Annotated in this window: 19 protein-coding genes, 1 tRNA gene and 2 rRNA genes; 7 read left to right on the top strand and 15 right to left on the bottom strand. The window is 59.4% G+C overall.

The features are described from left to right. Positions 1–137: 137 nt before the first annotated feature. Positions 138–1,178 (top strand): hypothetical protein, encoded by a 1,041-nt coding sequence (locus tag A3AU_RS01000000135690; RefSeq protein ID WP_051355407.1) that lies wholly within the window; start codon positions 138–140, stop codon positions 1,176–1,178. On the opposite strand, the gene A3AU_RS0119240 is transcribed toward A3AU_RS01000000135690, so the two are convergent. The 3 genes from A3AU_RS0119240 to A3AU_RS0119230 form a co-directional block, all read right to left on the bottom strand. Then, on the bottom strand, positions 1,123–2,100 hold the full coding sequence (locus A3AU_RS0119240; RefSeq protein WP_027054308.1) for a ribose-phosphate diphosphokinase: 978 nt from the start codon (positions 2,098–2,100) through the stop codon (positions 1,123–1,125). The genes A3AU_RS01000000135690 and A3AU_RS0119240 overlap by 56 nt on opposite strands. 111 nt (positions 2,101–2,211) lie before the next feature. After that, complete coding sequence (locus tag A3AU_RS01000000135685) at positions 2,212–3,930, bottom strand: PHA/PHB synthase family protein (protein WP_245235520.1); 1,719 nt, start codon at positions 3,928–3,930, stop codon at positions 2,212–2,214. A gap of 163 nt (positions 3,931–4,093) precedes the next feature. Next, positions 4,094–4,438: a hypothetical protein gene (locus tag A3AU_RS0119230; RefSeq protein ID WP_032917720.1), complete on the bottom strand. Its 345-nt coding sequence runs from the start codon at positions 4,436–4,438 to the stop codon at positions 4,094–4,096. Between the two features lie 437 nt (positions 4,439–4,875). Here A3AU_RS0119230 and A3AU_RS0119215 point away from each other — a divergent pair, with 437 nt between their 5' ends. Then, positions 4,876–5,409 carry a flavin reductase family protein gene (locus A3AU_RS0119215; RefSeq protein ID WP_027054305.1) on the top strand — a complete coding sequence of 178 codons (534 nt, stop codon included), beginning with the start codon at positions 4,876–4,878 and terminating at the stop codon, positions 5,407–5,409. Between the two features lie 90 nt (positions 5,410–5,499). Beyond that, on the top strand, positions 5,500–6,327 hold the full coding sequence (locus A3AU_RS0119210) for a universal stress protein (RefSeq protein WP_027054304.1): 828 nt from the start codon (positions 5,500–5,502) through the stop codon (positions 6,325–6,327). A gap of 135 nt (positions 6,328–6,462) precedes the next feature. On the opposite strand, the gene A3AU_RS1000000139905 is transcribed toward A3AU_RS0119210, so the two are convergent. The 4 genes from A3AU_RS1000000139905 to A3AU_RS0119190 all read right to left on the bottom strand — a co-directional run bounded on the left by A3AU_RS1000000139905 (position 6,463) and on the right by A3AU_RS0119190 (position 10,424). Continuing rightward, positions 6,463–6,651, bottom strand: a complete 189-nt coding sequence (locus tag A3AU_RS1000000139905) for a hypothetical protein (protein ID WP_032917698.1) — start codon at positions 6,649–6,651, stop codon at positions 6,463–6,465. A gap of 616 nt (positions 6,652–7,267) precedes the next feature. Beyond that, positions 7,268–7,918, bottom strand: coding sequence for a BON domain-containing protein (locus A3AU_RS0119200; RefSeq protein WP_027054303.1), 651 nt, complete (start codon positions 7,916–7,918; stop codon positions 7,268–7,270). 137 nt (positions 7,919–8,055) lie between these two features. Next, on the bottom strand, positions 8,056–9,894 hold the full coding sequence (gene ftsH, locus A3AU_RS01000000135675) for an ATP-dependent zinc metalloprotease FtsH (RefSeq protein WP_032917696.1): 1,839 nt from the start codon (positions 9,892–9,894) through the stop codon (positions 8,056–8,058). A gap of 29 nt (positions 9,895–9,923) precedes the next feature. Then, positions 9,924–10,424, bottom strand: coding sequence for a hypothetical protein (locus A3AU_RS0119190; protein ID WP_209444662.1), 501 nt, complete (start codon positions 10,422–10,424; stop codon positions 9,924–9,926). 178 nt (positions 10,425–10,602) lie between these two features. Here A3AU_RS0119190 and A3AU_RS0119185 point away from each other — a divergent pair, with 178 nt between their 5' ends. The 4 genes from A3AU_RS0119185 to A3AU_RS01000000135670 all read left to right on the top strand — a co-directional run bounded on the left by A3AU_RS0119185 (position 10,603) and on the right by A3AU_RS01000000135670 (position 14,637). Beyond that, positions 10,603–11,370 carry an ABC transporter ATP-binding protein gene (locus A3AU_RS0119185; protein ID WP_209444661.1) on the top strand — a complete coding sequence of 256 codons (768 nt, stop codon included), beginning with the start codon at positions 10,603–10,605 and terminating at the stop codon, positions 11,368–11,370. Next, entirely contained in the window at positions 11,363–12,154 is a 792-nt protein-coding gene (locus tag A3AU_RS0119180) for an ABC transporter permease (RefSeq protein WP_209444660.1), read from the top strand. Before A3AU_RS0119185 ends, A3AU_RS0119180 begins: the two co-directional genes overlap by 8 nt. Before the next feature lie 33 nt (positions 12,155–12,187). After that, on the top strand, positions 12,188–13,495 hold the full coding sequence (locus A3AU_RS0119175) for an NRAMP family divalent metal transporter (protein WP_051355404.1): 1,308 nt from the start codon (positions 12,188–12,190) through the stop codon (positions 13,493–13,495). 521 nt (positions 13,496–14,016) lie between these two features. Then, entirely contained in the window at positions 14,017–14,637 is a 621-nt protein-coding gene (locus A3AU_RS01000000135670; protein WP_154674615.1) for a hypothetical protein, read from the top strand. Between the two features lie 46 nt (positions 14,638–14,683). Here the strand turns inward: A3AU_RS01000000135670 and A3AU_RS0119165 are convergent, their stop codons facing one another. The 8 genes from A3AU_RS0119165 to A3AU_RS0119125 form a co-directional block, all read right to left on the bottom strand. Then, the gene (locus A3AU_RS0119165; protein ID WP_027054298.1) at positions 14,684–15,406 is read right to left on the bottom strand and encodes an ABC transporter ATP-binding protein; all 723 of its coding nucleotides are present in this window, start codon (positions 15,404–15,406) and stop codon (positions 14,684–14,686) included. Beyond that, on the bottom strand, positions 15,399–16,625 hold the full coding sequence (locus tag A3AU_RS0119160) for an ABC transporter permease (protein ID WP_027054297.1): 1,227 nt from the start codon (positions 16,623–16,625) through the stop codon (positions 15,399–15,401). Before A3AU_RS0119160 ends, A3AU_RS0119165 begins: the two co-directional genes overlap by 8 nt. Further along, entirely contained in the window at positions 16,622–17,893 is a 1,272-nt protein-coding gene (locus tag A3AU_RS0119155; protein ID WP_027054296.1) for an efflux RND transporter periplasmic adaptor subunit, read from the bottom strand. Before A3AU_RS0119155 ends, A3AU_RS0119160 begins: the two co-directional genes overlap by 4 nt. Positions 17,894–18,067: 174 nt before the next feature. Continuing rightward, a complete protein-coding gene (locus A3AU_RS0119150; protein ID WP_027054295.1) occupies positions 18,068–18,472 on the bottom strand; it encodes a baeRF12 domain-containing protein in 405 nt (134 codons plus the stop codon). Positions 18,473–19,043: 571 nt separating this feature from the next. Continuing rightward, positions 19,044–19,823 (bottom strand): universal stress protein, encoded by a 780-nt coding sequence (locus A3AU_RS0119145; RefSeq protein WP_027054294.1) that lies wholly within the window; start codon positions 19,821–19,823, stop codon positions 19,044–19,046. A 696-nt stretch (positions 19,824–20,519) separates the two neighbouring features. Then, positions 20,520–20,596: transfer RNA gene (locus A3AU_RS0119135), tRNA-Met, on the bottom strand. Between the two features lie 272 nt (positions 20,597–20,868). Further along, positions 20,869–20,983, bottom strand: a 5S ribosomal RNA gene (gene rrf / locus A3AU_RS0119130). A 272-nt stretch (positions 20,984–21,255) separates the two neighbouring features. Next, positions 21,256–24,055 (bottom strand): 23S ribosomal RNA (locus A3AU_RS0119125). Between the last annotated feature and the right edge of the window lie 192 nt (positions 24,056–24,247).

Here is a 24,247-nt window from a genome sequence, read left to right as displayed (position 1 = left end):
CGGCGGATCGATCAAAGAGCTACAATAAGGGAACAACCGCCGCATTCCTTGATGCGCATCAAGGCACGCCGCGCCTTTTGGCCGATCTGTTCGATGTGCTTCACGCGTTCCAATAGTGCATCCAGAGGTAATGTCAGATGATCGACCTGGCGGCAAAGGTGCGCTTCCTGAGCGATGTGAGGTCGTATCCTCGCCCGGCATTTTCCGTCGAGGCTCGGGAAACCCACATGTCATGGGTCTTCCTCACTGATGACCGCGTCTATAAGCTCAAGAAACCGGTCCGATATCCCTTCCTCGACTTCCGCGCGCTTGCTCGGCGGCGCTTCTTCTGCGAGGAGGAATTGCGGCTTAACAAAAGGCTTGCCGCCGACACTTATCGTTCCGTTATTCCGCTACGATGTGACCTGAGCGGACATCTCAATCTCGCGGGAGAAGGCCGGGTCGTCGACTGGTTGGTCAAGATGAAGCGCCTTCCCGAAGCCGACCTGCTTGACGCGAGACTGCGCAATGGACTCGTGACCAGGAGCGACATTCAGAAGCTCGGCGAGCTGATGGCCAGCTTCTATTCGGGTTGTCCGCCACAGATCGAAGACGGTGGTCTCTACCTGAAGAACCTCGCCAAGGAACAGGCTGTCAATCGAGCCATTCTCGGGCAGCCTGCGCTCGGCGTCGCAGATGCTGCCTTGCCCATACTTGACATAGCCGACCCCCGGTTTGAGGAACTGGCCACGAGGATCAAGGCGAGGATCGAGGAAGGCCGCATCGTCGAGGGGCACGGTGACCTCCGGTCCGAGCACGTGTATGTCGGCACACCGATGCAGGTCATTGACTGCCTCGAATTCGACCGCACCATGCGCATCGTCGATCCTTATGACGAAATCAATTATCTGGGTCTCGAATGCGCGATGCTGGGAGCAGGCTGGGTCCGAACCGTACTTCTCGACACGCTGGAGACGCACCTTGGCGCCCGCCCAGACGACGAAGTCCTGGCTTTCTACGGTTCATTTCGAATGTTGCTGCGAGCGCGGCTTTGCGTAGCGCACCTTCTCGATAGCGTTGTCCGGGATCCCAAAAGGTGGCCAGCGCTGGCGCTCGCCTATATAGCCGGGGCGAAGAGAGAACTCACCGCTCCATGCCTGCCAATTCGGAAATCGAACCGTTTACGTGCAGGCGCTTGATCGCCTCGGCAATCAGTGGCGCGATCGAAAGTATCTGCAACTTTGCTTCGTGACCGGATGTCGTCTTCGATGGCGACCCCACGCTGTCGGTAGCCACAACGCGCCCGATGGCGGTGTCGGTGAACAAAGCTTCCGCGCCTCTGCTGAACAGGCCGTGCGTGGCTATGGCGTGGACTTCCTTTGCCCCGCGCTCCCGGCAGGCGTGAGCAGCGCGGATCATCGTGCCGCCGGTGCTGATCATGTCGTCGACGAGGAAGACGACTTTTCCGTTCACCTCGCCGGCGAACAGGTCGCCTGAGACGACGCCACGGCTCCGGCGCTTCTCCATGAAACCGAACCCCACCTCGTTGCTCATCGCCGCCTCGCATCTCTCCTTCAAGAGTTGCGCACGCTTCACGCCGCCCCCGTCGGGAGAGAACATCACAATGGGCTCGGCACCGGCCAGTTCGCGAAGCGCGGTCAGAAAGAGAGCTCCCGCATCGAGATGAACCGTTCGGCAACGGAAGGCGTTTTGAAACGCCGCGAAGTTGTGGACATCGAGGGTGACCAGGCAGTCGGTTCCGACAGCTTCGAACAACTGCGCCACATAACGCGTCGAGACGGGGTCGCGCGCTTTGGTTTGCCGCTCCTTGCGCGCATAGGCAAAATAGGGCGTGATCGCCGTAACGCGCGCCGCGCCGTTCTCCCGACATGTGGCGACGTAGAAGAGAAGCTTGAGCAGCTTGTCGTTGGGGGAGGCGCCGGCTTCGCCTGCAAGGCTTTGAATGACGTACACATCTTCGCCACGCACGCTAACGAGAGGTCTGGCCTTGTGCTCGCCGTCCTCGAAATCGCGCTCCTCATGGGGTTCGAGTTCAACTCCCAGGATCCGCGCGACATCGCCACCCAGCCGACCGGTTTCTCTCAAGGCAAACAAGCGCATGTTTTATCTCACCGATGCCACGTGATGCCCACCAGTTCGCCTTTTCATGTCTATCGATACCGTGCCAGCGGTCACCGAACCTTGATTTGGCTCAAACGGCTGAGAGCAAGGTTATCGCTCGAGGACATATGTTCCGGGCGCCGCACAAATCGTCTTCAGTTCGCCTGGAGTGCCGACCCGGTCGGCGGCAATCCCAGCGTTGGAATGGCGCGTTAGCCATTCAACCCAGGCCGGCCACCAGGAGCCATATATTCGGGCCGCGTTGCTCGCCCATTCATCCGCGTCCGGACGGACATCGTCGTGGTGACAACTGAGCCGCCGATAGGAACGGCGCGGATGGCCGGGCTCAGAGACGATGCCCGCATTGTGTCCGCCGCTGGTCAGGACGAAGTCCATGTCCGCGTCGATGAGATAAGTCAGCTTGAATACCGAGCGCCATGGCGCGACGTGGTCAGTCTCTGTCCCGACGGCAAACACCGGCGCTCGAATGTCTTCCAGATGAACAGGCCTGCCCTCGACGCAAAGGCGTCCCTCGACAAGGTCATTGTTCAGATAAAGCTGCCGCAAGTATTGCGACTGCATGCGGAACGGCATGCGGGTGGAGTCGGCGTTCCACGCCATGAGGTCGGTCATCGGAGCGCGCTCGCCGAGCAGATATTCACGCACGATGCGCGACCAGATCAGGTCCTGAGATCGAAGCATCTGGAAAGCGCCGGCCATGCGGCGCTGGTCGAGGGTGCCCTCGACCCACATCATGTCCTCGAGCAGCGTGATCTGGCTCTCGTCCATGAAAAGCCCGAGTTCGCCCGGTTCTTCGAAGTCGACCTGCGCTGCGAAAAGCGACAAGCTGGCGAGCCGCCGATCGCCGTCACGGGCCATCGCCGACGCGGCAATCGACAGCAGCGTCCCACCCAGGCAGTAGCCCGCTCCATGGATACGACGGCTCCCAGTCGCTTTTCCGACCACATCCATGGCCGCCATGACACCGAGGTGACGGTAGTCGTCCAGGGACAACCCGCTCTGGTCGGCACCCGGATTGCGCCAGGAGATGCAGAAGACCGTGAACCCTCTCTGGACCAGGTAGCGGATCAGCGAATTCCGCGGCGACAGATCGAGAATGTAGTACTTCATGATCCAGGCGGGAACGATGAGGATCGGCTCTTCCATCACCGTGTCCGTCATTGGCGCATAGCGGATCAACTCCATCAGTTCATTCTGGAAGATCACTTCGCCCGGTGTGGCGGCGACCTCGATACCCGGCCGGAAGTTTTCCGCACCAACCGGCGGCCTGTCGTCGGCCAGGCGAAGCAGGTCATCAATCAGGTTGTTGGCGCCGTTGACGAAATTGGCGCCTTTTTCCGTAATGGTCTTCTCGATCACCTCCGGATTGAGCGGAGGGAAATTCGACGGCGCGGCCATGTCGAGAATCTGGCGGCTGTAGAACTCGACCAGCCGCTCATGCTTCCTGGCGACTCCCGGAAGGCCTACGGTCGCGTTGTGCCACCATTGTTGGGACAGCAGGAAGGCTTGCTGCATGGCATTGAACGGAAAAACCTGCCAGGTCTGGTGCTGGAACCTTCTATCTTGGGCCAACGGCGCAATGGTTGGGGCCGCAGTGCCCATTCCGAGTGTGCAGCGGAAAAGGAAGTCATTCAGCCTTGCCGTCTTTTCGATGGCTTTGGCATAGACCTCGCCTTGCTTACCAGGTGACAGGGCAAGATGCAGCATCCAATCCTGCCAAGCCTGCATCAGGCTGATAGGTGAAATGCCCGCGGTTGCAGTGGCCAACAACGCATGCGACAGCCGGTCGACATCTCGATAGATGCCCACGGCTTCATTGTCCGGCCGGGGTGTCTCGGCGAGGACTAACGCGCCCCCGACGGCATCCTGGTCAGACTTTCGCCGCATCCTCTCATGGCCCGCCTTGGGAACACCTGAGGCCGAAGGCCCATCAGCGGCCGATTTCCGCCCGCTCTTTCTTGATCGTAACATTTTAGGTTGCAAGCGTTGCCGCAGCCATATCGTCCATCGTGGTTTCGGCCTCTTGGCGCACCTGGCCGGCCGTCTCCGAAGCGAGCTTGGCGCCTATGGAAGCGAACTTGCCCGCCTCTTTGGCATAGTCGGACGTGGCATTCTGGACGAAGTTTGCGAACACGTCGAAGGCGTCGACGAACTCACCCTCTGTCAGTTTCTCGATCAGCTTCAGGTCATCCTCGAACCGCCGCTTGAGAAACGATACGCCTTCGATCTGGTAGCGCAGCAGCGCACGCATCGAATGCGCTTGCATCGCGGCGGTCGCTCGTATCAATTTTTTGCTGGTATTGGCGAAAGGCGGCAATTCCGGTGCACGAACGTCTTCTGGATACCAGATCATTGATGTCTTTCCTTCTTGCTCTTCGCTTCAATGCCTTTGTGCGGTTGGCGCGAGGGTGAAACGTGCCCAAAGCCTTGGCTTGCCGAGAGGTGTTTGCTTCTCCTGAACGTAGCCAGATCGAAATAGATCGCGGCGCCGGCTATGAAGACGAGGCAGAGCACGGCTCCCAACAGAAGAAGGTCTTGAGCGGACATTAAGACGCCCCTTGTTGATCTGTTTGAAGATCGCAGGGCGCTTTGAAGCGGACATTGATCCAGGTCAATCCAGGCGGATTGCGATCCGGTTCGCGCAATCGCCGGGCCCGCATTCCCAGCTTTGACCCTGATCAAGGCGAAGAACAGCATTGCCGGCGAGAAGGCGACGACAACAGTCCTTGTCGAGATGCGAAGGAAGGAATGGCTATGAAGGAACTGCCGCTTGCCGATGTCTATCGACTCATCGAGCCTGGTCCAGTCGTTCTGCTCTCGACGCGATCCAGGCAAGGGCGCTCGAATGTCATGACCATGACCTGGCACATGATGGTGGCATTCACGCCGCCAACGATAGCGTGCATCGTATCGAGCAATGACCTTTCGTTTTTCGCCTTGCGTCAGTCGAAGGAGTGCGTGATCGCAATCCCCGCGGTCGGCCTTGCGGACAAGGTGGTCAAGGTCGGCAACTGCTCTGGCCGGGACACCGACAAGTTCGCAACGGCATGGTTGACGCCCCTTCCCGCGGAGCGGGTATCGGCGCCGCTGATTGCCGAGTGTTTCGCCAATCTCGAATGCCGCGTCGTCGATACGCGTCTGGTCAACAAATACAATCTTTTCGTGCTGGAGGTCCTCAAAGCCTGGGTCGATCCAGGACAGCCGAAGCCGAAAACACTCCATCACATCGGCAACGGTGCTTTCGTGGTCGACGGCGAAGTGATCCACCTGGAGTCCAGCATGCCCTGAGTGTCGACGGACGCGATTTTGATCGGCATCAAGGCGAGCTCTGCCTGCGGTAATAGGGTCACTGATCGAGAACCAATGGGAGCGCTTACTATGAGCTACAAATCAATTCTGCTGAACCTGAATATCGATGATCCGATCGAACCGTTGACGCGGCTCGGGATCGATCTTGCCAAGCGTTTTGACGCCCGTCTGATCGGATTCTGCGCGGCGGACGCTCCACTGCCGGTAACGATGGCGCCTGAGGGCGCGGCGATCGCTGCTGAGATTTGGGAACAGGCGCGGGATGAAATCCGCCAACGGCTAAAAGATCGGAACAGCGAGTTCGATAGCCTTGTGGCAGGCACGGTAAAGACAGGGTGGCATGGGGCAATCGAAAATCCGGATCGGGCGCTGGCCAGAATCGCTCGCGCGGCCGATCTGGTTGTGATGAGCGCTTCGCAGGGTGTCTTGACGGGTGATTCCTACCGCACGGTTGACCCGGGGTCGCTGGTGCTGCGCGCCGGCCGGCCGGTTCTCGTCGCGGCCCATGGCGCGGCGCATTTGCCCGCCCGCAGGATTGTGGTGGCCTGGAAGGACACACGTGAGGCGAGACGTGCGGTGGCGGACGCCGTGCCGCTGATGGTCATGGCTCACGAGGTCATCATTGTGGCGATCGATCGCGACCCGGACGATTGGATCAGGGACGGTGTCAGTGATGTCGCGAGTTTCCTGGCCGGGCACGGAATCAAGGCACGCACCGAAATCATCAAGGCGGACGATGATGAACGAAATCGTCTTGTCGATTTCTTTGCCTCGGTGAATGCCGAGCTGATTGTGTCGGGAGCTTACGGGCATAGCCGGTTGAGGGAATGGGCGTTCGGCGGAGTTACCCGGTCGCTGCTGGATGAGGTCTGGCTCAATCGGCTGATGTCAAACTGACGCCCGCGAATCTGAAGTCACCCGATCGGCACGGCTCATCCGTGCAACCGGGCGAGTTGGCCCGGCTTTGCCTGAAATAGCCCTGGGCCAAGCAATCAAAATTCGCGATCCGGCCGGCTCGGGCAGAGAGCAGTCTTATCCAGTTTGCCCAGGCTTGCCTGCCTCGTCATCAGGTGCTTCCAGCGGGTGGCGTAACTGCTTCCACTCTTCGGCAAGGAGCTCTCTCAAGAGCGTCCGCTGGCCGTGGTCCGTCTCCGTCTCCAAGCGCTTCTCGAAACGGCGGACATTCTCTTCATGCACGAACTTGTTATAGCGCGTAGGCATTACTTGGTCCTCCGCCGGCAGGGCCGGGTACTATTTGGGCTCGTTCAAGATCACTCGAGACATTGGCAGGACCGATCATTCCGGGGCAGCGCACGAGCCTTGATCCTATGCTGTCGCGCCATCCCGCCCCCATTCTTATGCTTCGCGCGCCGGTCATCGAAGGATCGCAAGAATGGCGAACTACCGTCCGTCAGCGCGCATTATATGTCTGCCTGCCGTTTCGGGGTGAAGCATGAGCCACTTTCAAGCGTCGGCTTGCTAATGCTTTCGGCACGGATGGTTGGAATAGCATACGCCCGAAACGAGATGGCTACGAGTCAATTCGATAAGGGCTGAGGCCGATCACCGAGCTTCGGTCGCAACCTGGAAAGTGGCGAGGCCAATGCCGGCACCTGCCTTTTGAGCTCCTGCGGCGGCGTAGATTTTTGGCCTCCGCGGCTGCCGGCCTAGTGTACCGCCCATAGACGGCTATTGGGCCGGTCCAAACATATCGGCCAATTCCGAGGATCCCGGTTTATCGGAATAATGGTGCTGTCCAGACTGAAAAAGGTGCCAGTGCTATAAGCACCGACACCTTGAAGCGACGGGTGGCACGCGCTCTCCCGTCATTTGGTTGTCAACCGATGGTGATCCGGTCTTCAACGGTTTTCACGCCCGCTGCCGACCATGCGGCCCGCTCCGCGGCGCTGCGTTCCGACCAGGCGCTTACCCGGCCCTCGAGCCTCACCGCACCATTGTCGAGGACGTTGACCTTGATCGCTTGCGCCTCAATTTCGGCATTGCGCTTCAGGGCACTCTCGATACGCTGTTTGATGTCGTACGTCGAAGGCCGCGGCTTGATCTCGATCTGGTTGGTTACGGTGATAACGCCGGCGAGGTGACGCACGGCGTCCTCCGCCGCGGTCTTCTGATATTGCCATTCGACCTTGCCGGTGAGCTTTACCCAACCATCCTGCACGCGGATCTGCACAGCGCCGTTGGGGATCGATGTGTTCCAGGCGATGGTGTTGACGGCGCGCTTGGCGATCTCGTCATCGGCGGTCTTATTGGAGCCGAATGGACGCACTTCCATCTCCTGCGCGATGGCCTTGACGCCCTTGACGTTTCGCACCACGTCTTCGACCTTGACCTTTTGGGCATAGGTCGGGACGTGGCCCGTCAGCGTCACGACGCCGTTGTCCACTGCCACACCGATGTCGGCGGCATCGATGCTAGGCTCGAAGTCCAGTTCATCGATGATGTCTTGCTTGAGGGTGCTGTCACTCATTTTTCCACCTCACTGTTCCGGGATACTTCTTGCAACGTCGCGAGTCTGGCCCGTCGGTGATGCGGTGACGTTGATCTTGGTCAAATACCGATCAGATTTCGTTGGGGACGCTGTTAGCGGGCTACGTTTGTTTCGAGTCACGCAGGCTCTGCCGCGACCTTCCTGATCGGGGGAGCAATGGATGGCGCGCGGCGCAAAGGCTGGAAATCGTCAGGTGTGATGGTTTCGCGTTCGAGCAGCAGGCTGGCCCCCGCTTTGAGATCACCCAACCGTGACCTGAGCAATTCCTGCGCCGCGGCAAAGGCTTCGTCCAGCATCTGGCGCACCGCAACATCGACCTCCCGCGCGGTGGCCTCGGAATAGTCGCGCTGGCGCAGCGACCCGTCTCCCAGCCATTGCTGCTTTTGTTCCTCAAGCACCGCCTGCCCCACGGCGGAACTCATGCCGAAGCGTGTAACGCTCTGGCGCGCCACATCCGTGGCCTTGGCGAGATCATCGGCCGCGCCGGTCGAAACCTCACCATAGATGATATCCTCCGCTGCCCTGCCCGCCAGCAGCGCGACCATCCGCTCCTTCAGCTCACTTTCGGTGATCAGAAAGCGATCGTCGGTCGGACGCTGCATGGTGTAGCCGAGCGCGCCGATCGAGCGCGGGATGATTGACACCTTGTGCACGGGGTCTGTCTTGAGAAGCGCGGCCGCGGCAAGCGCATGCCCCATCTCATGGTACGCGACTCTCTCACGTTCTCCCGGATTGAGCAGCCTGCTCTTGCGTTCGGAACCAGCCACGATGCGCTCCACGGCGTTCGTGAAATCATCCATCGTCACCTTGTCGGCATTGCGCCGAGTGGCGAAGATCGCTGCTTCGTTGACCAGATTGGCAAGATCGGCGCCTGTGAACCCCGGCGTGATTGCCGCCACTTCATCGACATTCAAGCCCGGCGCCATCGCGACGCTGCGGACATGGACCTTGAGAATGGCCTCGCGTCCCTTCCGGTCGGGCCTGTCGATCACCACCTGCCGATCGAACCGCCCGGCGCGGGTGAGCGCCGGATCGAGAATTTCCGGACGGTTGGTGGCGGCAAGAAGCACAATGCCGACGCGAGGATCGAAGCCGTCCAACTCCGACAGGAGCTGGTTCAGCGTCTGCTCCTTCTCGTCCGCGCCGCCATAGCCCGCGAAGGGGCTGCGCGCTCGACCGAGCGCGTCCAGCTCGTCGATGAAGATGATGCATGGCGCGGCCTGTCTAGCCTGCTCGAAGAGATCCCGGACGCGCGCTGCACCCACACCGACGAACATCTCGACGAACTCGGAACCGGAGATCGAGAAGAAGGGCACGCCCGCCTCGCCCGCCACCGCGCGCGCCATCAGCGTCTTGCCGGTGCCGGGTGGCCCGACCAGGAGAGTGCCCTTGGGAATGCGCGCGCCAAGGCGCCCATATTTGTCCTTGTCCTTCAGGAAGGAGACGATCTCCTGCAGCTCGAGCTTGGCCTCGTCGACGCCGGCGACATCGTCGAAAGTCACGCCGGTCTGCCTTTCAAGGTAAACCTTGGCCTTGGACTTGCCGATGTTGATCAGTCCTCCCATGCCTTGCCGCTCGGCGAAGCCGCGGAACAGAAACATCCAGAGCCCGAAGAAAAGCAGCGCCGGCAGGATCCATGAAAGGATGGTGGTCAGCCAGTTGCTGTCGGTGCCGCCCGACACCGTCACGCCGGCCTTCTCGAAGGCTTCGGCTGAGGCCGGGTCAACGCGTGCGGCGACGAAAAGACCCTTGCCCTCCTGTGGTTCCTTGAATTGACCCTGGATGGTCGTCTCGGTCAGGGTGACCGAGGCCACCTTGCCTTCGCCGACCAGCCGCATGACGTCGCTATAGGAGAGTTGCGCGACGTCCCGCCAACCGAGCCAGAGCTGGAACATTCCAACCAGGACCAGGGCAAGGATGAAGTAGCCGACGTTGAAACTGTGCTTCCTGTCCATAGTAGTCTCCAGGGTATCGTCCGGCAGTCTCAACCGGCTTGCCAAAGGTGAAGGGCCCGCTTGTCGGCCGATCGTTTCGCGTGCAGCGCTTGGGAGAGCTTTTCTGATGCGTTCCTTGCTCGTTCGCGAATGGCCAAGGGATCGCATTCGCAAATTGCCGCGGCATTGCCTTCCGAGAAGCCGCAGGCATCCAAAAGGACGATGGCTTCACGATCGGCAGGACAAAGTGCGCGCAGGAGCGACCTGGCAGCGGTGCTGTCCAGACCGCAGATTGGCGAGGGTTGCGGCGCCGGGCGCCTTGAAAGACGAGCTAGAGCTCTGGTGCTCTCATAACCATGAAACTCCCGGTGCATGAGATTGAACAGCCGCATTCGGGTATCGTACCCGGCGACGCGGGGATTGCCCTTGCAGGTGCCGAGAAGCACGATCTCGATCAGCGCGTCCGCAATATTCTGGTCGTCCACCAAGCAAATGGCGAATGCCCTCAGATGGGGAACAACCCCTCGGAGATCGGATGCCGAAGGGGTCATGACGGAACCTTTCATCGCCGAGATTTTAGCGCAGCCTATCGGCGCCGCGATCTCTAGGCTTTGAGCGAAATCAAGGAGTCTCGCATTTGTTGCGCCTACAAGGTCCTGGACTGAACGCCGAGGACCGATGGACACTTCTCCGCTACCAAAGCCCAATTTCCTGATCGAAACCAAACGGTTGTCGAAGTCCTTCGGTGACCGGCCGGCAGTGGACCAGGTAGACCTTCGGGTCGGCGCCGGCGAGATATTCGGATTGATCGGACCGAACGGCGCGGGCAAGTCGACGCTCATCAAGATGCTGACGACGCTGCTGCCGCCAACCAGCGGCGACGCCTTCATTGCTGGCTTCGATCTGAGGCGGCAATCCAGGGACGTGCGCGCCGCCATCGGATACGTGCCGCAGCTTGTGTCCGCAGACGGCGCGCTCACCGGATATGAAAACCTTCTGCTGTCGGCTCGCCTCTACCTGATACCTCGCTTGGAGCAGGCAGCGCGGATCAAGGAGGCACTCGAGATGACCGGGCTCACGGAAGCCGCGGATCGTCTCGCGCAGCATTATTCAGGTGGGATGCTGCGGCGACTTGAGATTGCACAGAGCACGTTGCACCGACCTCGCCTTCTTGTCATGGACGAGCCTACGGTTGGGCTCGACCCGGTGGCCCGTGACATGGTATGGGATCACGTGCGCGACCTGCGCGCCCGCCTTGGCACCACCATCCTGTTGACCACGCATGTCATGCAGGAAGTGGACGCGCTCTGCGACAAGGTCGGCATTCTTCATCGCGGCAAGCTGGTTGAAAGTGGCACGCCCGCCGAACTGAAGGCATCGATCGGACCCAAGGCAACCCTCGATGACGTCTTTGCCGCGGTTGCCGGCAAGGAAGCCGATGCGTCCGGGGACTACCGCGATATCCGCCAAACCCGCAGGAGCGCCGTCAATGGCTGACCCGATCGACTCCCTGATGGGCTTCGCCACGCAAGCCTACGCCGTGGCGGATGCGGAGGTGAGGAAGCTTCGACACGACCCAAGCGAACTCCTTACTCGTGCCATCCAGCCAGCGATATGGCTGGTGTTGTTTGGCGAGGTGATGGCTCAAGTGCGTGGCCTTACCACGGATAACGGCCGTTATCTGGACTTCCTCGCACCGGGTATCCTTGCGCAGAGCGTACTGTTTGCCGCGATTTTCTACGGCATCGCCGCCATCTGGGAACGAGACCTTGGGGTGCTCCATCGCTACATGGTGAGCCCGGCGCCGCGCAGCGCGCTCGTCATCGGCAAGGCGGTATCCTCCGCCGTGCGCAGGCTCTCGCAAGCCGCCATGGTTTACCTGCTCGCCCTCCTGCTGGGCATCTCGGTTGACCTCGATCCCATTCACCTTGCGGCCGCCATCGGGATGATCGCGCTCGGCTCGGGATTGTTTTCGACATTCTCGCTTATCATCGCCTGCATCGTCAGGACTCGCGAGCGCTTCATGGGCATCGGCCAGGTGCTGACCATGCCGATCTTCTTCGCCAGCAACGCGATATATCCCATCGACATCATGCCGCGCTGGTTGAAGGTCGTTTCCCTCGCAAACCCGCTCACCTACGAGGTCGATGCGCTGCGCGCGCTCATGCTTGTTGGCAACACCAGCAGGTACGGGCTCGCGGCCGACTTCATCATGCTCGCAGCCATCGCAGCGGTGATGATCGTGATTGCTGCGCGTATTTATCCACGCCTGACCATGTAACGCCCGATAACCCTGTCCTCACGATCCGCTGCAATGAACGTTATCGAAGAAAACACCAAGGGGGGCACCCTCTCCACCAGCCGGCCAGGTTTGATCAGCCGGCTGAAAGAGCATCCTCTCGCGCGCGTCGGTCCGGGTCTGATCACCGGCGTTGCCGACGACGATCCGAGCGGAATTGCGACCTACTCGCAGGCAGGCGCTCAGTTCGGCCTCAACATGCTCTGGACGATGCCCCTTTGCTTTCCGCTGATGGCGGCGCTCCAGTCGATGTGCGGCCGCATCGGCCGCGTTACAGGCAAGGGACTTGCCGCCAACATAAAGGCGTTCTTCCCGCCGGTCGTACTCAGGGTCGTGGTTGTATTGCTGCTGGCGGCCAACACGCTGAACATTGCCGCCGACATAGCGGCCATGGGCGAGGTCGCGGAACTTGTCACCAGTGTTAACAGGCATCTGGCCACAGTGGGCTTCACTCTCGCTACCCTGATCCTGCAGGTGTTCGTTCCGTACCATCGCTATGTCAGCTTCCTCAAATGGCTGACGCTATCGCTTCTCGCCTACGCCGCCGTGCTTTTCATGGTTCACGTGCCTTGGAGCGAGGTGGCACTTCGCACCGTCTGGCCCAAGCTACCACTGAACTCCGATACGGCCACGATGGCGGTGGCCATATTCGGCACGACGATCAGCCCCTATCTCTTCTTCTGGCAGGCGTCCGAAGAGGTCGAGGACATGAAAGGCGTCCCTTCTCTCCTCGAGGAGGCGACGCAATCCGATCGCGAACTGCGCCGGCTGCGCTGGGACACATGGAGCGGCATGTTCTACTCGGACCTGACATCCTATTTCATCATATTGGCAACCGCCGTAACGCTCCACGTCGAGGGTGTCACCAACATTGAGACCGCGGCACAAGCGGCCAGCGCACTGCGGCCACTGGCAGGCGATTTCGCCTTCGTGCTTTTTGCGGCCGGCATACTGGGCGTGGGATTGATCGGCGTGCCGGTGCTGGCGGGCTCGGCGGCATACGCGCTGGCGGAAACGATGGGATGGCAAGAGGGCCTCGAGCTGAAAGCCAACGACGCGCGCGGCTTCTACGGCATCATCGCCGTAAGCATCCTGGTGGCGCTAATCATCCAGTATCTCCCCATCAGCCCGATGAAGGCCTTGTTCTGGAGCGCCGTCATCAATGGCGTTGTCGCGGTGCCGCTCATGGTGGTCGTCATAATGCTGGCTTCAAGCCGAACCGTGATGGGGCCTTTCACTTCCGGCCGGCCAATCATCATTCTTGGCTGGATTGCAACGGCGGTGATGGCCGGAGCGTCGATCATGATGTTGTTTCCCAGCTAGACCGGGAGAGCGCGAGGAGATTGCTCACCGGGTCGCGTAGACCGCCGTGAAGCGTCGTCACCACAAGGAAGGAAACTGGTGGGTGCCGTTTTGAGTGACGATTTTCGATGCATTGATCGAGATCAAATGTTTCCCGTCATATTCAGTCATATAACCGCGATGAAGCATTCAGGATAATTGCACTTAATGAAAAACGCTGTTGCGAGGCTTGTCGACACATGCAACGCCGAAAGGACCAAGGGAACGGACTTTCCAACGATCTGGAGGGATATCCTGAAGGCGCATCCCTGCGTCCGTGGACAACCAGTCCAGGGTAGTGGAAAGGATGGCCCGGTTTTGAGCGTTCCTCTGATCACCGGTCAGTCTCTCGTCTTCAGGCGGTCACATTTTTCTCTTGTGTGAAAATTTGCCAGCAAGCGGTCGTTGCATTGGCTGAGCCTGCCGAGACGGTTGATGCGGATCAAGGCCATTGCGCTTCCGAGCTGCTTTGATGCTGCGAGCAATCAATGGGAGACGCTAAAATGGTCGGCATCACCTTGAGTCCCGAGCAGATTCGAACCGCACCGCCGGAAGTTCGGCAATGGCTGGAAACCGAGATCGCGCATTCTCTGGGATTTGGTCCTGCAACTAAACCGGTGCCGCCGGACGCGCCGCATCTCGTTGCTTGCAGTCCGCAGGAGGCAGCGGCGATCTACGCCTCGATCAGGAGCATGCTGCCCGTCGTCAGCGTCTTCTTCGAATTCGCTCGTAAGGGGACAACGATCCACGATCAGGGGCTCGAGGCCTTCCGGCTTTCCGACATGCTGCGCAACACGCGTCTGCCCGATGCGCGCCACCTGACCGCTTGCCTGGAGGTGATCGACCGCGCCTTCCGCCTGGCGCGCAATGACGATCATGCCGTGCTTTCGATTCTCGATCCCAGGGGCTACTGTATAATTGCTGAAGCGACCCGGCAAAGTGCCCTGGCTGTGTGGACGCAGGAAATGGACGCGCAGCAATTCCCGGATGGTCCTGTGCCTACGGGCGCCGAGGCTTCGCCGGCGGAGCCTTTCTCGACCTATGGCGCCTTGGCGCCCCAGTCCGTCCACCTTGGTCAGCCCTTCTTGGAACGGTCTGAGCAGAAGAATGGACAACGGAACTAAACGGACGTGACGGACGTGCCCTCCATGGCGGCAGCCAAACGGAAGATCAACCGGACTCGGCGGCGTTGCGAATGGCCGAATTGCGCCGGTCGCCGGTGAGCCGGCCGTCGACCAACTCGATGATGCGGTCGCATTGTGCGGCGAGATCGTGGTTGTGGGTTACGATCAGGAAGGTGGTGCCTCGCTCCAGGTTGAAGCGTCGCATCAATTCGAACACTCCCTGGGCGGAAGCAGTGTCGAGGTTTCCAGTCGGCTCGTCCGCCAGCACCAGGAATGGGTTCATCGCCAGGGCGCGGGCCACGGCGATACGCTGCTGTTGGCCGCCTGACATGTTCAGAGCGCGGGTGTCGCGCCATTTGATGAGGCCGACCCGATCCAGCAGTTCGTCGGCGCGCCTTTCCATCTCACCATCCGGCCGGCCGCGGTCGACGAGCATCGGCATGATGACATTCTCGCGGGCGGTGAATGCAGAGATGAGGTGATGATACTGGAACACGAACCCGATCGCGTGTCCGCGCAGGCTGGTCAGCGCCGATTCCGGCAGCGACGTCGTGTCTTCGCCTTGAATCAGCAGTCGGCCCGATGTTGGACGGTCCAGCAGTCCGATGATGTTGAGGAGCGTGCTCTTGCCGCAGCCTGATGGCCCCATCAGCGCCACGAATTCACCTGCCTTCATGGCCAGGTCAATGCCGTGCAGCACCTCGGTCTCGATCGGGGTGCCAACATTGTAGGATTTGCGGATCCCGTCGAGGACGAGGAGGTCAGCCACGGATCGCCTCCACCGGGTCGAGTCTCGCGGCCCGCAGCGCCGGGACCATTCCCGCGAGCACGCCCGTGAGCGTCGCCAGCAGAGCTGACGTCACGAACAGGCTGGGTTCGACAATCATTGGAAAGAGCTCCGCCCCATTGGCCTGACGCGCGTAGAGATGCCAGATAAGCAAGGCCACTCCACCCAGCGCGCTTCCGGCCAGCGACCCCAGAAAGCCCAGAATGCCGCCCTGGATGAGAAAGACCCGCAATATCTTGCCACGGGAGCTGCCCATGGCTCTCAGGATGCCGATGTCCTTGGAGCGCTGAAGCACGGAAACGACCAGGACGGCTGCAATGCCAAAGGCGACGGAGAGGCCGACGAAGATGCGAATGAGAAGGCTGGAAAGGGTCTGAGCCCAGATCGCGGTGAAGAACTGCGCATTGGTCATGATCCAGCTCTGGGCTTTCACCGGCAGGACCGCGCCAATGTCCTGGGCGATGGTCTCAGCCGCGTAGACATCGTTGACCGTCAGGTCGATGCCTGTGACGCCCCCGATCAGGTTGAGCAGGCTTTGCGCCGTACGCAGTTGGACATAGGTATTGCGCTCGTTGGCCCCTTTGCTGCCAAGGTCGAAAATTCCCCGGATGGTGAGGATGCGGCTGCCTCCGGTTCCTGTTGTGACGTTCAGCTTGTCGCCTACAGTAGCGCCAAGATCATTGGCGAGATCGATACCGACGAGAATGTCGTCGGTCCCCAGGCTGGGCTCGCCGGCGATGATGTAGTCCGGCAGGCGCACGATCCGAAAATAGTCATCCGGCTCTATACCAACGACGCCGATGCTGCGGCTGGCATCGCCGCGCACCGCCAGCGCCGAGCCGGAGACGGAAGGCGTCGCGACGACAATGTCGGACCGGGCCCGCATCCGGGTCAGGATCGTCTGCCATTGGTCGACAGAGAGTACGCGCTGCGTAGGGCGCTGGACGATGGCCGCCTCTATCACCCCCTCCTCCTGCCGCAGCGGGCGCGCTACTTCATCGGGGGGCTGAAGTTCGATCTGTGGCTGCGAAGTAAGCACTCGGTTGGTGAAATTGGTCTGCACACTCGTCAGCATCGCCGACATGAAGACAATCACAGCCACCCCGATCGCTATGCCGCCCAGGATGAACCCGGTCTGCATGCGCCCCTCGCCCAAGAAACGGAGCGCGGCGATCCAGGCGAATGTCAGCCAGCGCCTCATGAATTCACCGGTCGAACGCGCTGGCCAGCACGAACACCCGCCGCGATTGGCACCACGAGGTCGCCCCGACCGAGGCCGCTCAAGATCTCGACCTGGTCGCTGGCACGCAGCCCGATTTGCACCGCCTGCTGGCGCGCTCGACCATCGCGCACGACAAGCACCCAAGGCGAGGCCGAGGTGGGATCGTGGACGACGCGCGCCGGAACAATAAGCGTCGATGGGCGACGGTCGACCGCGATATCAACCGATACGGTCATGTCTTGCCGCAGATAGGCCGGCGGGTTCGCGACGGTAAGCTTGACCTCGACCGAAGCCCGCGCGATGTCGACCGATGGATTTATATACGTCACCTTGGCGTCGAAGCGTCGGTCCGGATATGCATCGGCCGATGCCTGAGCGCTTTGGCCCAGAGCGAGAAGTCCCAGGTTCTTTTCGTCGATCTGCAGTACGAGCTGGATGTCACCGGCCGGCGCCAACACAAGGAGCGCCCCTCCCGGCTGGACGACGGCGCCGCGCTCGACGTTGCGAGTGATCAGGACACCGTCGCGCGGCGACGTGATGGTGGCGTAACCTAGCCGCGCCCGGGCAGTGGCGAGATTTGCTTTGGCCTGATTGAGCTCGGTCTCGGCCATCACATAGTCGCTCCCGCCAGGCTGAGACGTATAAACCTGCAGTTCGGCGGTGCGCACCTGCGTGTGCGCGACGTCGAGATCCTTGGTGGCCCCGTCCAACGTTTCCTTGGTCCCGAAACCAGATTTGAACAGATCTTCCGCGCGCTGATAAGTGGCTTGCGCATCAGTTAGCGTTGCCTGGGACTGCTTGAGCGCCTCTTGCGCCGCCGGCAGCGTAAGTTCACGCATCTGGCGCACCCTCGCCTCGGCCTGCGCCACCGCGCCCTCGGCGACCACCACCGTTGCCTTGAGCTCGCCGGGTTCAAGCGCGATCAACGGCAGTCCCTGCCTAACACTCTGCCCTTCGCCCACCAACACATCCTGGACCGTTCCGGTGATCTGGCTGCCAATATTGACGCGGAACGGCGTCTCGACATGGCCACTGGCCACAACCGTCCTCACCAGATCGCCTCGTATAACGGGATAGACAGCAACCTCGGGGCCGATGAGCCAGCGCGCGAGACCCCACGCTGCCACGGCGACGACAATCAGAAGTCCACCGACAAGCCATCTGTTGGCCGACAGGAAGTCGAGAAATGTTCGCCGCGCCGATCCCGGCGCGGTAACGGGATTGAATTGGGTGTTGGTTTGCAGCATCGCGGCCCGTCCGAAAACATTTCTTTAAGTGTTAGGGCGAATCGCTTCGGATGCTTTGCGCCAAATCAACAACGTGGTAGCCAAAGGATCCAAGATATTCCGTAAAAGCGGCTCGCCATGCGTGATGACGCCATGCTCATGACAATGAGCCACCTGTGGAAACAGACCGACCTTTTAGGCGGTCGAAACAGCGACCTTGATCGCCTCCACCGAATGCTTGACGTAATCCTTGCCTATTTCGCCCACCAGTTTCGCACTCAAAGACGGCTGGTAGTGCTTGCGCATTTCACCAAGCGTGCGTGGATCGGCGATCACCAGTACATGCTGCCATGCTTCATTGTGGGCCTCACGATTGAGATACCTCGCAATCGATGCGGCAAAATCGTCTTCATCCAACCGCGACTGGTCCGGATTGGCGGTTGAACTTCGATGCCTGCCGCCGGATCCGGCATGCGCGATTTGAAGGACTGGACCTTCGACTTCCAAAAGATCGAGTTTCAGTTCGTGTCCCTTGGTGTGGAAGAGCCGCAGGCTCTCGCCATCGGTAACCGCGACAAGAGTGTGATTATTGAGGATCATGTGTTTCTCCACGGGAGCTAGCGTGCGCCTTTTGCCAAGCAGGAAAACCCGGATCGAGTTGCATCGCCTTGACCCTGATCAAAGTCTGGCAAGGCCATGACATCGCCCGTTGCTCTCAGCAGTGTTAGATGACGCGATAACGGCAGTGGCGCTGTGGCCTTCCCTCGGCGAAGTCGCGCTGCCGGCCAGGGCGGTAACCTGAGGAACTTCTTCAAGCTCGCCTTTGCGTAGGCTTCGCAGAAGACCATGTAGCGGTCGTCGGCCCGGCAGGGCTGTCCACCGACAAGTCCACGGTAAGCGCGCGCACCGCATCGGGTGGCTGCGAGGGCAGCAATTAGCCTCCGAACGGCGGTTCTTGGTGATGTCTTTGCATTAAGCAACGCAACTCGAACTCGGCACCGTCCCTCAAGCCACCCTCCCTGGTCGAACAATGCAATATTCATCGTCGACGTCGCATTCGATCGCCACGAACAGGCCGATTTTTCCCGATTGTTATTATGCCAAGATCCGGCTCGCGAGGACTGTTCCCCGATAGAATGCTGGCGCGATCATGTGGCCATAGGCCCGACGTTCAGTGCGACACCAGCACCGGCAACGAGAATTGCTGCATCAGGGATTTCGTCATCCCGCCAAATAGGGCTTCGCGGAACCGAGAATGACTGTATGCCCCGGCCACGATAAGATCTGCCTCTTCCAATGCACGAGAGGCAAACAGCGCCTCGATCGGCGCTAGGTCGCCGGTGTTGGACCACTTGTCGATGGCAATCTTAATCCCATGGGCCTGCAGATGCGCGCGGAGCATCTCGACGTCCGCATCCTCCTGGTCGGCCAGTGGATCGAACGCAAAAGCCGTCACTTTCTGCGCAAGGGCAAGGATCGGCATGGCGTCGTGCACGACGCGCGTAGCCTGAGCGCTGGGCGACCACGCGATTACGACCTGCCGGCCGATGGGCCCCGGCTTCCAGCTTTGCGGCAGCACTATCATCGGTACTCCCGCCGACATCAGGACCTGCTCCGGCACTCCGGGGAGAACCTTGCCAGAAGCCTCGGGGTTTGGCTGTGTTGCGATCAGCAAATCCGCATAATGCGCGTAGAAGTTCTTCCATCCCACCGCATCCCGATCAGCAATCTTGAAACGAACTGGCACGCCAGAGTCCTCGGCGCCGGCATGGAACGTTTCTGAAAGCGATTTGGCGCGCTCGGCCCATTCTCCCTCAAAGGCGGCAGCCGCATTGACGTCAACACCCGTCAGTCTCGCGCCATGGGCTCGTGCTAGAGAGAAGGCAAATTCCATCCGCGCCCTGTTGTCCGTGGAACCGTCGAGAAAGACCAGAATATCTCTATAGCTCATCGATTTCCTCCCACGCGAGCCGTCTCAGCAGGCAGGCATCTAAGCGCCGGACATGCGGAAGCGCCTTGAGTTGGATCAAATCTCTTTGGACCACACCTGGATTGGCCGACAAAAACCGGCAGCAGGCCAGCTGGCTATCCTGCCGCTCCGGGCGGCCTCGAGCCGACCTCGCAATATGATTGAGACATCGCATCGTGGGTTCTAACACGAGACTAAGCGCGCAAGCGCTTACACCAATCACAATAGTGGCAAATGAGTAACCCGTGGTGCTGCGAAGAAAATCGGCGCCATGCAGTGGTAGCGCTCTCCCTTACCAAGGGAGAGTTCCATCACCGGGCGCCGAAGCGCCTGAAGCGATCAGGCGGCAAGAAAGAAGCCCGCAGCCTCGGCCACCGGGCTCGACGCACCAACAGTGTCAAGCAATGTGCAGTCGGGTTGCTCGAAGAGCGTCAACGGCCCACCTTATCGCCCGCACATACAATTGCCAGATCCTTGCCTGCCTCAAGGATTGCCAGCAGATACCGGAGCTTGACGTCGGCCTCCGAAGGGTCGCGAATGGACAAGTCAGCACGGTTGCCATTCAGCCCAGTTGAACCGTCGCGTCCCATTCGCCGCACTTTGGCGAAATCGACACGTCTTCGGTGTGGAAAAGCAAAACGGCCCGCCTGGTATGATCCAGGCGGGCTGTTTTTGATTTGGTTGCGGGGACAGGATTTGAACCTGTGACCTTCAGGTTATGAGCCTGACGAGCTACCGGGCTGCTCCACCCCGCGTTACCCGCGATCGCCGAAGGCGACTGCGATACCCCTAGGCAAGCGTTTGCTTGCTGATCTGAGCAAGCGTTTGCTTGCTTTGGACGTAAGCCGAGACCTTGGACAGGATGGCCTACAGATAGGTATATTGCTCACCAAATGAAAGGGCCGCTTGCGCGGCCCGAGATCCCTTGGCGGGCCTTGTCGTACAGAGAAGATTTCATCACATCGACCCAAAAATCGGCTTCGATTTTGGAAAGTACGATGTGACACATAAAACGTGCGTTTGGCAGACCTGGCAGCGACCTACTCTCCCGCGTCTTGAGACGAAGTACCATCAGCGCTGGAGCGTTTCACGGCCGAGTTCGGAATGGGATCGGGTGCAGCCGCTCCGCCATAACCACCAGGTCGGCAAAACGCACGTTGTTCGAGAAGCTGGGTTAGGGATTAGGCAGTAGGCAATAGTGAGCAGAGATGCTGCTCACTATCGGCTGTGCTGTTTGCCCGTCTTTCCGTGCCAAGGCGACATCTACAGTTGGCTTTCGGGCGTAAGCCCGCAAGCGCGACTGCGCGTCGCCGGTTTTCCGGCGCCCTCGCTTAAGCTTTGGCCCGTCAGGGCCGCTCATGCGTGAGCGCTGGCAAGACCATTTGACTTCGTCAAATGGGCATAAGGAATGAGAACGATCAAGCCGATCGAACTATTAGTACCGGTAAGCTTCAAGCGTTGCCGCTCTTCCACACCCGGCCTATCAACGTGGTCGTCTTCCACGGTTCTCAGGGAATACTCGTTTTAAGGTGGGTTTCCCGCTTAGATGCCTTCAGCGGTTATCCCGTCCGGATATAGCTACCCTGCTATGCGGCTGGCGCCACAACAGGTCCACCAGAGATCCGTCCATCCCGGTCCTCTCGTACTAGGGACAGATCCTTTCAATATTCCTACACCCACGGCAGATAGGGACCGAACTGTCTCACGACGTTCTGAACCCAACTCACGTACCGCTTTAAATGGCGAACAGCCATACCCTTGGGACCTGCTCCAGCCCCAGGATGCGATGAGTCGACATCGAGGTGCCAAACAACCCCGTCGATATGGACTCTTGGGGGTCATCAGCCTGTTATCCCCGGCGTACCTTTTATCCGTTGAGCGATGGCCCTTCCACGCGGGACCACCGGATCACTATGACCGACTTTCGTCTCTGCTCGACTTGTCAGTCTCGCAGTCAGGCAGGCTTATGCCATTGCACTCAGCGAACGATTTCCGACCGTTCTGAGCCCACCATCGCGCGCCTCCGTTACTCTTTAGGAGGCGACCGCCCCAGTCAAACTACCCACCATACATTGTCCCGGACCCGGATAACGGGCCGCGGTTAGACATCCATAGTAATAAGGGTGGTATTTCAAGGGTGGCTCCACCTGAGCTGGCGCCCAGGTTTCAAAGCCTACCACCTATCCTACACATGCCACTACGAATGCCAATGTAAAGCTATAGTAAAGGTGCACGGGGTCTTTCCGTCTAACCGCAGGAACCCCGCATCTTCACGGGGAATTCAATTTCACTGAGTCTATGCTGGAGACAGCGGGGAAGTCGTTACGCCATTCGTGCAGGTCGGAACTTACCCGACAAGGAATTTCGCTACCTTAGGACCGTTATAGTTACGGCCGCCGTTTACTGGGGCTTCGATTCAGAGCTTGCACCCCTCCTCTTAACCTTCCAGCACCGGGCAGGCGTCAGACCCTATACGTCGTCTTGCGACTTCGCAGAGCCCTGTGTTTTTGATAAACAGTCGCTACCCCCTGGTCTGTGCCACCCTCCTCTGCTTGCGCAGAAAAGGGTCACGCTTCTTCCGAAGTTACGCGTGCAATTTGCCGAGTTCCTTCAGCATAGTTCTCTCAAGCGCCTTGGTATACTCTACCAGACCACCAGTGTCGGTTTCGGGTACGGTTTATAAGGAGGAGCTATTTCCTGGAACCACGCAGCAGCCCGTTCAATCCGATAAGATTGGACTACCTCAATGATCCGTCACTACCTCCAAGCCCACGAATATTAACGTGGTTCCCATCGACTACGCGTTTCCGCCTCGTCTTAGGGGCCGGCTAACCCTGCTCAGATTAGCTTTAAGCAGGAACCCTTGGTCTTTCGGCGGGGGAGTCTCTCACTCCCCTTACGTTACTCATGTCAGCATTCGCACTTCTGATACCTCCACCACCCCTCACGGGTATGGCTTCATCAGCTTACAGAACGCTCCGCTACCGCTCGTGATTGCTCACGAACCCTAAGCTTCGGTGTATGGCTTTAGCCCCGTTACATTTTCGGCGCAAAGACCCTTATTTAGACCAGTGAGCTGTTACGCTTTCTTTAAATGATGGCTGCTTCTAAGCCAACATCCTGGTTGTTTTGGGATCCTCACATCCTTTCCCACTTAGCCATAACTTGGGGACCTTAGCTGTAGGTCAGGGTTGTTTCCCTTTTCACGACGGACGTTAGCACCCGCCGTGTGTCTGCCGACTAGTACTCCCAGGTATTCGGAGTTTGGTTAGGTTTGGTAATCCGGTGAGGACCCCTAGCCCATCCAGTGCTCTACCCCCTGGGGTATTCGGTCGACGCTCTACCTAAATAGATTTCGCGGAGAACCAGCTATTTCCGAGTTTGATTGGCCTTTCACCCCTAGCCACAAGTCATCCCGAACTATTGCAACAGTTATGGGTTCGGTCCTCCAGTAAGTGTTACCTTACCTTCAACCTGCTCATGGCTAGATCACTCGGTTTCGGGTCTAATGCGACGAACTGAACGCCCTGTTCAGACTCGCTTTCGCTGCGCCTACACCTAGCGGTTTAAGCTTGCTCGTCACACTAAGTCGCTGACCCATTATACAAAAGGTACGTGGTCACCCTTGCGGGCTCCCACTGTTTGTAGGCAATCGGTTTCAGGTACTCTTTCACTCCCCTTGTCGGGGTGCTTTTCACCTTTCCCTCACGGTACTAGTTCGCTATCGGTCATGCACGAGTACTTAGGCTTGGAGGGTGGTCCCCCCAATTTCAGACAGGATTTCACGTGTCCCGCCTTACTCGAGGACGATTGATTGCATTACGCGTACGGGGCTGTCACCCACTATGGCCCTACTTTCCAGAAGGTTCCGCTTGTCTCTCAATCGCCACTGGCCTGGTCCGGGTTCGCTCGCCACTACTTCCGGAGTCTCGGTTGATGTCCTTTCCTACGGGTACTTAGATGTTTCAGTTCCCCGCGTTCGCCACTTTACCCCTATGTATTCAGGATAAGTTACCTATATCAGATACTTGGAAACCACAGCAGCAAGTCACCCTGCTACTCTGATTTTCCAAGCACCTTAGGTGGGTTTCCCCATTCGGAAATCTACGGATCAAAGGGTATTCGCACCTCCCCGTAGCTTATCGCAGCGTATCACGTCCTTCATCGCCTGTGCATGCCAAGGCATCCACCAATTGCCCTTAAGACACTTGATCGTTCTCATTGCCAATGCCCACCCGCGCAATTCCGAAGGAATTGTCGCTTCAGCCAAACCCTTACGGAGTTAGCGTCCGCGCAATCCAAAGGATTGTCGCCTGAACCAGATCCTGTGCGGGACCTGCTTCGATGTCATTGGCACAAAAAGACCAGCTTCTCGAGATCGGTTCGAGGGCGCGGTTAGGCAAACC

The sequence above is a fragment of the Mesorhizobium erdmanii USDA 3471 genome, assembly GCF_000472705.1.
Taxonomy (GTDB): domain Bacteria; phylum Pseudomonadota; class Alphaproteobacteria; order Rhizobiales; family Rhizobiaceae; genus Mesorhizobium; species Mesorhizobium erdmanii.
This window is presented reverse-complemented; position numbering and strand designations above follow the sequence as displayed.

Coding starts and splice junctions, on each gene's coding strand:
- A3AU_RS01000000135690 (WP_051355407.1), top strand. CDS start 138: ATGATCGACCTGGCGGCAAAGGTGCGCTTCCTGAGCGATGTGAGGTCG.
- A3AU_RS0119240 (WP_027054308.1), bottom strand. CDS start 2,100: ATGCGCTTGTTTGCCTTGAGAGAAACCGGTCGGCTGGGTGGCGATGTC.
- A3AU_RS0119215 (WP_027054305.1), top strand. CDS start 4,876: ATGAAGGAACTGCCGCTTGCCGATGTCTATCGACTCATCGAGCCTGGT.
- A3AU_RS0119210 (WP_027054304.1), top strand. CDS start 5,500: ATGAGCTACAAATCAATTCTGCTGAACCTGAATATCGATGATCCGATC.
- A3AU_RS1000000139905 (WP_032917698.1), bottom strand. CDS start 6,651: ATGCCTACGCGCTATAACAAGTTCGTGCATGAAGAGAATGTCCGCCGT.
- A3AU_RS0119200 (WP_027054303.1), bottom strand. CDS start 7,918: ATGAGTGACAGCACCCTCAAGCAAGACATCATCGATGAACTGGACTTC.
- ftsH (WP_032917696.1), bottom strand. CDS start 9,894: ATGGACAGGAAGCACAGTTTCAACGTCGGCTACTTCATCCTTGCCCTG.
- A3AU_RS0119190 (WP_209444662.1), bottom strand. CDS start 10,424: ATGACCCCTTCGGCATCCGATCTCCGAGGGGTTGTTCCCCATCTGAGG.
- A3AU_RS0119180 (WP_209444660.1), top strand. CDS start 11,363: ATGGCTGACCCGATCGACTCCCTGATGGGCTTCGCCACGCAAGCCTAC.
- A3AU_RS0119175 (WP_051355404.1), top strand. CDS start 12,188: ATGAACGTTATCGAAGAAAACACCAAGGGGGGCACCCTCTCCACCAGC.
- A3AU_RS01000000135670 (WP_154674615.1), top strand. CDS start 14,017: ATGGTCGGCATCACCTTGAGTCCCGAGCAGATTCGAACCGCACCGCCG.
- A3AU_RS0119160 (WP_027054297.1), bottom strand. CDS start 16,625: ATGAGGCGCTGGCTGACATTCGCCTGGATCGCCGCGCTCCGTTTCTTG.
- A3AU_RS0119155 (WP_027054296.1), bottom strand. CDS start 17,893: ATGCTGCAAACCAACACCCAATTCAATCCCGTTACCGCGCCGGGATCG.
- A3AU_RS0119150 (WP_027054295.1), bottom strand. CDS start 18,472: ATGATCCTCAATAATCACACTCTTGTCGCGGTTACCGATGGCGAGAGC.
- A3AU_RS0119145 (WP_027054294.1), bottom strand. CDS start 19,823: ATGAGCTATAGAGATATTCTGGTCTTTCTCGACGGTTCCACGGACAAC.